This window comes from Arthrobacter subterraneus (assembly GCF_900099735.1).
In the GTDB taxonomy this organism is placed as follows: Bacteria; Actinomycetota; Actinomycetes; order Actinomycetales; family Micrococcaceae; genus Arthrobacter_D; species Arthrobacter_D subterraneus.
Map to the genome: position 1 here is coordinate 486,475 of NZ_FNDT01000001.1, position 12,144 is coordinate 498,618.

Genomic DNA, 12,144 nt, shown 5'->3' on the forward strand with positions numbered 1-12,144 from the left:
AAAGTTTCATGAAAGTTTTCACTGTCCGTCCCGACCGCCGGATAGCATGGACCTGTGACGCTTCCCCCACTGACCGACAAGCCGCGCCTCGAAGACGTTGCGCGGCGGGCCGGAGTCAGCGTGCCTACCGTGTCGCGCGTTCTCAACGGACGCAGCGGCGCCTCCAGGGAAACCCGCCAGGCAGTCCTCACCGCCATGGATGACCTCGGCTATGAGCGCCCCGACCGCCTGTCCGGCCGGGCCAGGGGGCAGATCGGCATCGTGGTGCCGGACCTGGTGAACCCGATCTTCCCGGCCTTCGCCGGTGCCATCAGCGCGCTGGTTGCCCCCAATGACTACATCCCCGCCCTGTGCACGCTGCCGGGCGGAGGTGTCACCGAGGACGAGTACGTTTCCCTTCTGCTGGACCAGGGGGTGCGCGGACTGATCTTTGTATGTGCCGCCCACGCCGACGGCCGTGCAGGCGTGGAGCGCTACCACCGGCTGCGGGCACGCGGCATTCCCTTTGTACTGACCAACGGAACCCGCACTGAGGTGGACGCTCCGTCGATCGCCAACGATGACTCCATGGCAATCCAGACCGCTGTCCGCCATCTGGCATCCCTGGGCCACCGGAAGATCGGCTTCGCCACGGGGCCGGAGCACTTCATTCCGAGCCGCCGGAAAGCGGAAGGATTCCGGGCCGGGCTGAAACAGCAGCTTGGCGTGTCGGATCCGGCGCCGCACACCGCCGTCACCATGTTCAGCATCGAGGGTGGGCACAGCGCCGCCGTCGAGCTTCTGGATGCCGGCCACACCGGCATTGTCTGCGCGTCCGATGTCATGGCCCTCGGCGCCATCCGCGCCGCGCGCTCCCGGGGACTGCGCGTACCGGAGGACGTGTCCGTTGTCGGCTTCGATGACTCCCCGCTGATGGCCTTCACCGACCCGCCGCTGACCACCCTGCGGCAGCCGGTCGCCGCGATGGCCGAGGCCGTGGTGCAGGCACTGCTCACGGAGCTGTCCGGTGAGCGCGTCAGCCGTACGGAGGTCCTTTTCGAATCGGACCTCATTGTCCGGGGCTCCACCGCGGCCGCTCCCGGCTGATCGTCGGCGCCCTCTGGCAGGATGGGTTCATGACTTCCACGCCCCCTGTTGCCAAGAAGGTTCCGACCGAGCGCACCCATCACGGCGACACCGTGATAGACCCGTACGAATGGCTGCGGGCCAAGGACAGCCCCGAGGTGGTGGAGCACCTCAAGGCCGAGAACGCCTACACCGAGGCAGTGACGGCCGGGCAGGAGCAGCTGCGCCAGGACATCTTCAGCGAGATCAAGAACCGCACCCAGGAGACAGACCTCTCCGTCCCCGCGCGCAAGAAGGACTGGTGGTACTACTCGCGCACCGAAGAGGGCAAGCAGTACAGCATCCACTGCCGGGTGAAGGCGGAAGACACCGGCGATGTCGCCAGGGACTGGACTCCGCCCGAGGTGGTCCCGGGCCGTCCGGTTGACGGCGAGCAGGTCCTCCTCGACGGCAACCTCGAGGCAGAGGGCAAACCGTTTTTCTCTCTCGGCGGCCTCACCGTCAGCGAGGACGGCACCCTGTTGGCTTTCAGCGTGGACAACGCCGGGGATGAGCGCTTCAGCCTGCGGATCAAGGACCTGCGAACGGGTGAGCTGCTCCCCGACGAGATCCCCAACGTTTTCTACGGCCTGGCCTTCTCGTCGGACGGATCCCAGGTGTTCTACACCGTCGTCGATGACAGTTGGCGCCCCTACCAGGTGAAATCACACCGGCTGGGCACCGCCGTCGAACAGGACGCGCTGGTCTATCAAGAGGACGACGTCGCCATGTGGACCGGCTTCGATCTCTCCGCTGACCGCACACAGCTTCTCATCGGCATCGGCTGCTCGGAATACAGCGAGTACCGGGTGCTGGATCTTGAGCGGCAGGACGCCGGGCTCACCACGCTGATCCCCCGGTCGGAGCGCATCCTCTACGAAGCGGAGCCCCTCCGCGTCGATGGCCGGCTTCATTACCTGCTCACCCACGACCGCGGGGCCAGGAACTCCATGGTCAGCCTCGTGGCCGCGGAGCAGTTCCAGCGCCCGCTTGCGGAGCAGGAGTGGATGACTGTGGTGAACCACGACGACGCCGTCCGCGTTCACGGTGCCACCGTCACCGCCACGCACGTCCTTGTATCAGTGCGCAAGGACACCACCATGCGGGTCCAGATCCTGCCGCGCGAGGGCCTCGGGACGCCCCTCCAGCAGCCGCCGGTGGAGCCGGCCTTCGACGAGTCGCTCTACACGTGCAACCTCGCCGGAGCCGAGTTCGAATCCCCGGTGATCCGGCTGTCCTACGCCTCCTACTTCACCCCGCCACGGGTCTATGACTACCTGCTCGACGCCGGTGTCCTGAGCCTGCGCAAGGAGACGGAGGTGCGCGGCGGCTACCGGTCGGAGGACTATGTCGCTGAGCGGCAGTGGGCGGCAGCCGCGGACGGCACGCAGGTTCCGCTGTCCGTGCTCAGGCGCCGCGACCTGCAGCAGGACGGCTCCAATCCCGCGGTGATCTACGCCTACGGCAGCTACGAGATCAGCATGGATCCGGCGTTCTCCATTTCACGGCTGTCGCTGCTGGACCGGGGAATCATCTTTGTTGTCGCTCACATCCGCGGCGGCGGCGAGATGGGCCGCACCTGGTACGAGGGCGGCAAGAAGCTCGCGAAAAAGAACACGTTCACGGACTTCGTCGACGCCACCACCCATATGGCCGAATCAGGGTGGGTGGACCCCAAGCGGGTTGCGGCCATCGGCGGTTCCGCCGGCGGCCTCCTGATGGGCGCGGTCGCCAACCTGGCTCCGGAGAAGTACTGCGCCATCGTGGCGCAGGTTCCCTTCGTGGACGCCCTGACCACCATCCTGGATCCGGAACTCCCGCTCTCGGCACTGGAGTGGGAGGAGTGGGGCAACCCCATCACAGACCCCGAGGTCTACCGGTACATGAAGGAGTACACCCCCTACGAGAACATCCGCGAGGCAGCGTATCCGCGCATCGCCGCGGTGACGAGTTTCAATGACACACGGGTTCTGTATGTGGAGCCGGCCAAATGGGTGGCCCGGCTCCGCGAGCTGACGACGGGCAGTGAACCCATTGTCCTCAAGACCGAAATGGACGGCGGGCACGGCGGCGCCAGCGGCCGGTACGAGCTGTGGAAGGACGTGGCCTGGGATTACGCGTTTGTTGCGGATGCGCTGGGTGCCACCCGGGTGCTTTCCCAGGCGGGCAGCGTCGCCGGCTGATAGTTTCCCGGACGCCACACTCCCTTCATCTGCTTGACAGTGGAGGCCCCTGAGGTATTACCTAATGAACGATCGGTAAATAAATCTCGAGAGGCCTCCATGAAGGACACTGACGTCCGCCCCGTGCACCCCATGCTGGAGAAGGACTACGCCTCGCAGTGGCTCGGCATCGAAGTGCTTCGCCTCGCGGACGGGCATGCCACCACCACCATGTTGGTCCGGGAGGAAATGCTCAACGGGTTCGGCATTGCCCACGGGGGAATGATCTTCGCTTTCGCTGACACCGCGTTTGCGCTTGCCTGCAATCCCGTCGGTGAGACCGGCACCATCACCGTTGCCTCCGGCGTCGACATCAATTTCCTGTCCTCCGCAATGCCCGGCGAGCAGCTCACTGCGGTGGCGCAGAAAAGCGCAGGTGCGGGACGCAGCGGAATCTATGACATCACGATCACCGCGGCTGTGAAGGGCAGCGATCCCGACGACGGACGCCTCGTCGCGCTGTTCCGCGGCCGGTCACGCACGGTCCCCAACCACCGTAACCAGAACCTGCCCCCGTCCGAAGACCTGTCCGGAAAGAGGAACCCATGAGCACCACCGCCATCAAGGCAACCGCCGCGGACACATCCACCTGGGATCCGGAGGAGAGCTTCGACCGCGCACGCATTGAGGAACTTCAGCTTGAGCGCCTGCAGTGGACGGTGAAGTACGCCTACGAGAATGTGGATCTCTACCGGCGCAAGTTCGACGACGCCGGTGTGCACCCGACGGACCTGCGTGAGCTATCAGATCTGGGGAAATTCCCCTACACCACCAAAGAAGACCTTCGCCAGACCTACCCGTTCGGGATGTTCGCCGTCCCGCAGGAGCGGGTAGCCCGCATCCACGCCTCATCGGGAACCACGGGACGCCCCACCGTCGTCGGCTACACCTCCGGTGACCTGGACCGGTGGGCCACACTGGTTGCCCGATGCCTTCGCGCCAGCGGGGTGAAGAAGGGCCAGAAGGTCCACAACGCCTACGGCTACGGCCTGTTCACCGGCGGGCTGGGCGCACACGCAGGCGCTGAGAAACTCGGCTGCACCGTCATCCCCATCTCCGGTGGACAGACCGAACGCCAGGTCCAGCTCATCCAGGATTTCGAGCCGGATGCAATCCTCAGCACTCCGACCTACCTGCTCACCATCCTTGATGCCATGGTGGCGGCCGGAATCGACCCCCAGGGGACCTCGCTGAAGACGGCCGTCCTCGGCGCCGAGCCGTGGACCACCCAGATGCGGGCCGAACTCGAGCAGCGGATGGGATTCGATGCCTGCGACATCTATGGTCTGTCCGAGGTGATGGGCCCGGGCGTGGCCGGCGAATGCGTCGAGACGAAGGACGGCTCCCACATCTGGGAGGATCATTTCCGTCCGGAGATTATTGACCCCTTCACCGATGCAGTGCTCGACGACGGCCAGGCCGGGGAGCTCGTGTTCACTTCCCTGACCAAGGAAGCCCTGCCGATCATCCGCTACCGCACCCATGACCTCACCCGGCTGCTTCCGGGCACCGCGCGCCCGGGCATGCGGCGAATGGACCGGATCACGGGACGCAGCGATGACATGATCATCCTGCGCGGCGTGAACCTCTTCCCCACGCAAATCGAAGAGATTGCGCTGCGGATCCCCGCCCTGAGCCCGCACTTCCAGCTGGAACTCACCCGCCCTGAGGGGCAGCGGATGGACCAGCTGACCATCCGGATCGAACCGCGGGAGGGCGTCAGCGCGGATGACGCCGCGGCAGCAGCATCGGAGCTCAGCAAGCAGATCAAGATCCACATCGGCTCAAGCTGCGCAGTCTCCGTGGTGGAGCCCGGATCCCTGACCCGCTCAAGCGGAAAGCTGAAGCGGATCTACGACCTTCGGCCCAAGGCGTAGCGCCGCGGCTGCGCGGCTTGCCGATCTGACCGAACGTTCATGCGAAAATGACTGGTATGCCCCCCTCTCAGGCTGCCAGCCGCCGTGGACGACCCGGATATGACCAGCAAACCGTCCTCAATATCGCCGTCGACGTCTTCAACCGGCACGGGTACGAGGCCACGTCCATGGGCGTCCTTGCCGAGAACCTGGGCATCAGCAAGTCGGCCATCTACCACCATGTGCCGTCAAAGGGCGACCTGCTGCGGCTCGCCCTGGACCATGCGCTCGGCGGACTGGAAGCCGTACTGACCGATGCGGACGCGACGGCCGGTAAGGCCGACCAGCGGCTTGAGTACGTGCTCCGGGGAACCATCGCCGTCCTGACGGAGCGGCTCCCCTTTGTGACGCTGTTGCTGCGGTTGCGCGGCAATACGGAGGTTGAGCGCGAGGCCCTTGAACGCCGTCGTGCCTTTGACCACAAGGTTGCCTCCCTCGTGGAGGCGGCCCGGTCGGAAGGGTCCATCCGCAAGGACATCGACCCGCGGACCACCACCAGGCTGCTGTTCGGCACCATTAACTCGGTGGTCGAGTGGTACAAGCCTGGCGGCCCAGTGACCCCGCAGAAGCTTGCCGACGACGTAATCGCCATGGTCTTCGAGGGCCTCCACCATCATCCGTGAGCCGTGAGGCAGACGCCTTGACTGTTCCCCTCTCCGTCTTCAACCGCCGTCGTTCCCACCGACTCGCCGCATTCGTAGGGAAACGGGGGGCTTGTTCCCAACGATGACTTGCTCACGGTGGGATTCCCGGTTATCCACATAAGCCTCCTGCGCGGACTACCCTGTATGTATTCCGCGCAGGATGGGCTACATGGATGTTGTCGCGGCTTTACTGATGCAAGGAGGCGTCGCCCGCCGAAGCGATCTCATTGCACTGGGAATTTCCCGGCAGAGCGTCGCTCAGGCGCTGACAGAGGAACGGATCACGCGCCCCACTCGCGGCGTCTACGCGGTGCATGGTGCGAGTCCGGCGCTGCTCAGCGCGTCCTGTGCTGGTGCCGACCTCGCCTGCATCAGCGCTGCCAGCCACCAAGGGCTATGGATCCTTCGAGAGCCCTCGCTCATCCACGTGATTGTGGATCATGGACGTCCGCTCCCCGAGTCTTTTAGGGTTCATCGTCAGGCAAAGCCACTGACGATGGCCGATATCTGTGTTCAGAGCATGCGGTGCCTGCCGGAGCTCGATGCCCTGTGCATAGTGGAGTCGGCGGTGGTTCAGAAAAAGGTTTCCCTCCAGCATTTGCGGACACTGGCCACCGGCGCGCGGGATGCCCCGCTGCGGAGGATCATCGCGCTCGTTGACCCTCATGCCGAGTCCATCCTCGAAACCGTTGGTCGGTACCACCTTCGGAACGCAGGCTTTCACGTCAGTTCACAGGTGTCCATTCCGGGCGTTGGACGGCTGGATCTTTTTGTCGACGGGATCCTTGGGATCGAAGCGGACGGCCGCGAGCATCACAGTGGCCCCAGAGAATTTGAGGAGGACCGGCGACGCTGGAACTTGCTCACGGTGAAAGGCATACCTGTCCTGCGTGTCAGCGCCAAGGTGATCCTCCGGCAGCCTGAGATCCTTGTCCAACTCGTTCGTGAGGGACTTGCCACCCGGAAATCCCAGTGACGCGCTGGGCCGCGTGGGAGCGAACCGCTCGTTCCCACTGGGTCCGCGCAGACGCTGGGACTGACGGACGGCGCAGCGCGCTCCTACTTCTCCACGAGGGTGAGCACGTCGTAGGTCGCCACGATCTCGTCATTCTGGTTGGTGAGCACGGCGTCCCAGGAAACCTCGCCGTACTCCTCATCCTCGCGCGGCGTGATGCGCTTGGCGGTGAGGGTCACACGGATGGAATCGCCCGCGGCAACCGGCGTGATGAACCGGAGGTTCTCAAGTCCGTAGTTCGCCAGCACGGGACCCGGAGCGGGCTCAACGAAGAGCCCGGCGCCCCAGGAAAGCAGCAGGTATCCGTGCGCCACGATGCCGGGGAAGAACGGATTGGCGGCCGCGGCTTCCTCGTTGGTGTGCGCGTAGAACGTGTCGCCCGTGCTGTTCGCGAACGCTGTGATGTCCTCACGGGTCACCTGGCGGAGATCGGACCGGACGGCGTCGCCGATCCGCAGGGTCGCGAGGTTCTTCCGGAACGGGTGCTCCTTATCGAAGTTGCGGTCAGCGCCGGTGTGCCACACGCCGGTCACGGCGGTCAGCATGTTCGGTGACCCCTGCAGGGCGGTGCGCTGCATGTGGTGCAGCACTGAACGGATGCCGCCGAGTTCCTCACCGCCGCCCGCGCGCCCGGGCCCGCCGTGCACCAGGTGCGGTACCGGCGATCCGTGTCCGGTGGAGGACCGGGCATCCTCACGGTTCAGGACCAGCACGCGGCCGTGGTGGGCGGCGATGCCGGTCACCAGCTCGCGGGCAATCGCCGGGTCGTTTGTGCACACAGTCGCCACCAGCGACCCCTCCCCCATGGCGGCCAGGCGGACGGCGTGGGCTACGTCGTCGTACCCCACCACCGATGCAACCGGGCCGAAGGCCTCCACCGTGTGAAGTTCCACCGCGTCAGCGTTCTCCCAGGTCAGGAGGACCGGGGCCATGAAAGCGCCGCCCTCAGCGACGTCCACGGTTCCGTCCGCCTGCGTCACGCGAGGGGAATCGAGGGTGCCGTAGGCCAGCTCACCGCCGGCCGCGATCATCGACTCGACGGCGGCGCGGACATCGCGCAGCTGGTCCACCGAAGCGAGCGCACCCATGGTGACGCCCTCGGCGCGCGGGTCGCCGAGCGTGACGCGCTGTTCAATGCGTTCGCGGGCGGCAGCAACGACGTCGTTCACCAGGGCCTTGGGAACGAGGGTGCGGCGGATGCTGGTGCACTTCTGGCCGGCCTTGACGGTCATCTCCGTCACCAGGGACTTGATGAACGCGTCGAATTCCGGGGTACCGGGAACGGCGTCCTCGCCGAGGATGGCGGCGTTGAGCGAGTCGGTTTCGGAGGAGAAACGGACGCCGCCGGTGGTCACGTTCTTGTGGGACTTCAGTCTGTGCGCGGTGGACGCCGACCCGGTGAAGAGGACCATGTCGCGGTAGTCGAGGGTGTCCAGGATATCCCGCGCCGGCCCGGAAATGAGCTGCAGGGAACCGGTGGGAAGAATGTTGGACTCGATGATGAGCTTCACGACGGCGGCCGTCACGTAACCCGTCGGCGTCGCGGGCTTCACGATGGTGGGCACGCCGGCCAGGAACGCGGGCGCCAGCTTCTCCAGCATGCCCCACACGGGGAAGTTGAACGCGTTGATCTGCACGGCCACGCCCGGGATGCGGGTGTAGATGTGTTCGCCGATGAAGGACCCGTCCTTTGACAGCACCTCGACGGGCCCGTCAATGACCACCTGCGAGTTCGGCAGTTCACGGCGGCCCTTGGAACCGAACGTGAACAGCACGCCGATGCCGCCGTCGATGTCCACCATCGAGTCGACCTTCGTGGCGCCGGTCCGGGCGGACAGCTCGTAGAGATGCTCGCGCTGCCCGTTCAGGAACTGGGCGAGTGCCTTCAGCTTCAGCGCCCGCTGATGGAATGTGAAGTTGCCAAGCTCGCTCTGGCCTGTGGTGCGGGCGTAATTGACGACGTCGGCAGTATCCAGCCCGCTGGTGCTCACCATGGCAAGCAGCTCTCCGGTACTGGCATCCCGTACTTCGGTGGCGTTGTCCGCGGACACCGCGTGCTGGTCGGGGGTCCACCAGGCGTCATGGATGAAGCTGGGGACAATGTCCACGCTGAGGGCGGTCGAAGTCATCGTTGACCTTTCGCGTTAGGGAGCTGCAGAAACGGGGCAAACATTACTGAACGGACGTTCGGTAATATATCCAGAGTACATGAACACGCAATCCCGCCACACCCCACAAGGAGCCCAAGTGACCGGCGAACCCTGGCAGATTACCCTCGGCGAACTCGACGAAAAGATGGGCGTGCAAATTCTTGAACAGTCCGTGGAGCGGGTGGTCGCAACCATGCCGGTCGAGGGGAACCGCCAGTCATTCGGCCTGCTGCACGGCGGCGCGTCCCTGGCGGTGGGCGAGGCCGTGGGATCCTGGGCGGCCGTCATCCACGCCAGCACGCTGGGCAAGACCGCGGTGGGCGTGGACGTCTCGGCGACGCACCACAAGTCGGCCCGCAACGGGACCATCACCATCACGGCCACCCCCATCCATCTGGGCCGCACCCTCACCACCCATGAGGTATTGATCACCAACGACGACGGCGTCCGCCTTTGCACCCTGCGCATCACCAACCTGCTGCTCGAGAAGAAATAAGCCCTCAGTCGGTCAGCCGGCGCCGGACTGCGTCGATCTCCTGCCCGGATAACCCGGCGTTCCGGAGGTAGCCCTCGGCGTCGAATCCCTCCAGCAGCTCCAGGAGGTGACGGCGTGTGGCAGCGATCCACTCGTGCAGCTGCTCGGGCGACTTCGGGGTTTCGTGCGGCCGCTCCTGCCTGAGGTGGTGCTCATTGATCCCGTGCACGGCCAGCGCGTAGTCGTCGGCGATTGCCTCATGCGGAACGTCGGCGAGCGCCAGCAGCACCGCCGTGACCAGCCCGGTCCGGTCCCGTCCCGCGGAACAGTGCACGACGACGGCGCCTTCAGACTCCGCGATCACCCGCACCACTCCGGCAACCTTCCCGGGCCAGCGGCGGAGGTTCTCTCTGTAGTACTCCGGTGAGCTGAGGTACGGGCCGACGAGCTGCATGAATTCCTGATCGGACTGGTCTTCCGTAGGACAGTTCACCACCCGGAAGCGGTCCAGCATCGCGCTGTTCACCACGGGATCGGAATCGCGCCGGCCGCGCTCCCCCGGGTTCCGCAGGTCCACAACGGTGCGGACGCCGTCGTCGTACGCCTGCTGCCACCCGGCGTCGGTGAGCCATTCATGGCGGCCCATCCGGTAGAGCCGGCCGGGCCGGATGGAGGGGCTGACGCCGCCGAGATCGCGCGCGTTGACTGCGCCGTCCCAGGACACCTTCCGGCTGATGCCCGCCCGCCGCACCTGCTCGAGGTCAATCCACGCCATGCCCGAAGCGTAGCAAGCGATGAACACGCCGTGAGCCCCTATCCGCGCCGGTTTTTCGCGAGTATGTTGATGCGATGAATCTCCTCCGCATGACCGCCGGCGCTCTCATGACCGTCGGGTTGATTGTCCCCGCTTCGGCCTCCGTGGCCGCTCCCCCTGTGCCGCTCGATTACGTCGCTGTGGGCGATTCCTACGCCGCCGGTTTCGGTGCCGGCTCCTATGTCAACGGCTGCGGCCAGTCACCGCTGGGGCTACCGGGCCTGCTGGATGCGCGGAAGCAGATCCAGCTGACCTTCAGCGCGGCATGTTCGGGTGCCCGGGCCGCCAACATCCCCGGCGGCGAGCCGGATGTTCCTGATATTCCGGATGTCCCTGAGCAGGTGGTAGGCCTTGCCGGGACCGGCGTCCTCGGCCCGCAGACGGACCTTGTGACGGTCGCTGCGGGCGGCAACGACGTTGACTTCGGCAGGATTGTCGGGGTCTGCGCCACCCAGCCGATCGAGGTCTGCCAAGAGGCCGTTGACTTCGCTGTGTTCCAGGCCCGGACAACCGTGGCCGGGGACCTGGATGCCCTCTACGCCCAGCTGGACAGTGCCGCGCCGAACGCGCAGATCATCGTCACGGGCTATCCCCACCTGTTCTCGCCTGAGTTCGGGAACGCTCCGCTGCTTTCCCTCGAGGCGCAGGAGCTCTTCAATGCCGGCACGGACGCACTCAACGACGTCATCGAGGACCGCGCGGAAGCCGCGGGGTTCGATTTCGTGGACGTGGCCAAGCGGTTCGACAAGCACGGTATCGGTTCGCCGGAGCCCTGGATCATTTTCACGGGCTTCACCGCGATTGACGATCTGCACCCCACCGCGAAGGGCTACCAGTCCGGCTACCTCCCGGAGGTCCGCAAGGCCATCGACTGACCCCATAAGAGATTTTGTCGCCGTTCTGCTGTTCTGAGCGACGCATAACAGCAGAACGCGACAAAAACGTCAGTTGATGGTGATGATCGCCTGCACCGGCGTGTGGTCCGAGGGCCACGCGCCGTCGTAGCGCGTGGTGTTGATGCCCATCTCCACCACCGTGACGCCTTCATTCACCATCAGCCAGTCAATCCGTTTCCGCCCCTGCTTCGGCGCGCGGTAGTGCGGGAACGTCCCCCACAGCTCGGTCAGCCGGTCCTGCGCCGCATCCCACGCGTCGGCAAGCACTTCGCCGTTGGTCAGCGCCTCGTAGGGCTGCGAGGCGGCACCGGTATTGAAGTCACCCATCACGACGACGGCGCCCTCCGTGCGCGCGACCAGGGACCTGATTGCCTCCGCCGATAGCTGGCGAGACTTCCGGGACATGTGGTCGAGGTGCGTGTTGACCGCCGTGAGCTCCTTGCGGGTGTCGCGGTCCCGGAAGCGGGCGGTCACGACGATGCGCGGGATGAGGTTGCCCCAGTCGTTGGACCCGGGGGTATCGGGGGTATTGGACAGGGCGTCCTGGTCCCACTCGAGCAGTTGCAACCGGTCAGCGTCATAGACGATCGGACATTGTTCACCGCCGCCGTCGGCGTTCCGGCCGCGGCCGATACTGCTGTAATGCCCGCCCAGCCCCTCAAGGATTGCCGGCAGCTGGTCGGGAAGGGCTTCCTGGACGCCTAGGATGGTGGGATGCTCGGACGCGAGCAGGCGGCGTACCAGCGGTGCCCGCCGGCCCCAGTAGTCATGGCTCCAGGGGTTCACATGGGCCACCCGGCGCCGGATGTTGTAGGTCATCACATGGAGCTGGGGCGCCTCGACAGGTCCGATCAACGGCTTGTCCGCAAGGGTGGTCCGCTCGCTCATGAAAAAACCTTAGCCCCTTT

The 12,144-nt window shown here is 65.6% G+C and carries 11 protein-coding genes; 8 read left to right on the top strand and 3 right to left on the bottom strand.

Features of this window, described 5'->3' with window-relative positions:
- Window positions 1-54: 54 nt before the first annotated feature.
- The 6 genes from BLS52_RS02245 to BLS52_RS02270 all read left to right on the top strand — a co-directional run bounded on the left by BLS52_RS02245 (window position 55) and on the right by BLS52_RS02270 (window position 6,862).
- The gene (locus BLS52_RS02245) at window positions 55-1,086 is read left to right on the top strand and encodes a LacI family DNA-binding transcriptional regulator (protein ID WP_090584328.1); all 1,032 of its coding nucleotides are present in this window, start codon (window positions 55-57) and stop codon (window positions 1,084-1,086) included.
- 29 nt (window positions 1,087-1,115) lie between these two features.
- A complete protein-coding gene (locus BLS52_RS02250) occupies window positions 1,116-3,287 on the top strand; it encodes a S9 family peptidase (protein ID WP_090584329.1) in 2,172 nt (723 codons plus the stop codon).
- 99 nt (window positions 3,288-3,386) lie between these two features.
- Window positions 3,387-3,875 (top strand): hydroxyphenylacetyl-CoA thioesterase PaaI, encoded by a 489-nt coding sequence (paaI, locus tag BLS52_RS02255; RefSeq protein WP_090584330.1) that lies wholly within the window; start codon window positions 3,387-3,389, stop codon window positions 3,873-3,875.
- A complete protein-coding gene (gene paaK / locus BLS52_RS02260) occupies window positions 3,872-5,203 on the top strand; it encodes a phenylacetate--CoA ligase PaaK (RefSeq protein ID WP_090584331.1) in 1,332 nt (443 codons plus the stop codon). Before paaI ends, paaK begins: the two co-directional genes overlap by 4 nt.
- A gap of 56 nt (window positions 5,204-5,259) precedes the next feature.
- Complete coding sequence (locus BLS52_RS02265) at window positions 5,260-5,865, top strand: TetR/AcrR family transcriptional regulator (RefSeq protein WP_425425017.1); 606 nt, start codon at window positions 5,260-5,262, stop codon at window positions 5,863-5,865.
- 190 nt (window positions 5,866-6,055) lie between these two features.
- Window positions 6,056-6,862 (top strand): type IV toxin-antitoxin system AbiEi family antitoxin domain-containing protein, encoded by an 807-nt coding sequence (locus BLS52_RS02270; protein WP_175460062.1) that lies wholly within the window; start codon window positions 6,056-6,058, stop codon window positions 6,860-6,862.
- An 83-nt stretch (window positions 6,863-6,945) separates the two neighbouring features.
- Here the strand turns inward: BLS52_RS02270 and paaZ are convergent, their stop codons facing one another.
- Complete coding sequence (gene paaZ, locus BLS52_RS02275; RefSeq protein ID WP_090584334.1) at window positions 6,946-9,030, bottom strand: phenylacetic acid degradation bifunctional protein PaaZ; 2,085 nt, start codon at window positions 9,028-9,030, stop codon at window positions 6,946-6,948.
- Between the two features lie 79 nt (window positions 9,031-9,109).
- On the opposite strand from paaZ, the gene BLS52_RS02280 reads away from it, so the two are divergent.
- The gene (locus BLS52_RS02280) at window positions 9,110-9,547 is read left to right on the top strand and encodes a PaaI family thioesterase (RefSeq protein ID WP_090584335.1); all 438 of its coding nucleotides are present in this window, start codon (window positions 9,110-9,112) and stop codon (window positions 9,545-9,547) included.
- 4 nt (window positions 9,548-9,551) lie between these two features.
- On the opposite strand, the gene BLS52_RS02285 is transcribed toward BLS52_RS02280, so the two are convergent.
- A complete protein-coding gene (locus BLS52_RS02285) occupies window positions 9,552-10,301 on the bottom strand; it encodes a tyrosine-protein phosphatase (protein WP_090584506.1) in 750 nt (249 codons plus the stop codon).
- A gap of 74 nt (window positions 10,302-10,375) precedes the next feature.
- On the opposite strand from BLS52_RS02285, the gene BLS52_RS02290 reads away from it, so the two are divergent.
- Window positions 10,376-11,215 carry an SGNH/GDSL hydrolase family protein gene (locus BLS52_RS02290; protein ID WP_090584336.1) on the top strand — a complete coding sequence of 280 codons (840 nt, stop codon included), beginning with the start codon at window positions 10,376-10,378 and terminating at the stop codon, window positions 11,213-11,215.
- A 69-nt stretch (window positions 11,216-11,284) separates the two neighbouring features.
- On the opposite strand, the gene BLS52_RS02295 is transcribed toward BLS52_RS02290, so the two are convergent.
- Complete coding sequence (locus BLS52_RS02295) at window positions 11,285-12,124, bottom strand: endonuclease/exonuclease/phosphatase family protein (RefSeq protein ID WP_090584337.1); 840 nt, start codon at window positions 12,122-12,124, stop codon at window positions 11,285-11,287.
- Window positions 12,125-12,144 lie beyond the last annotated feature (20 nt).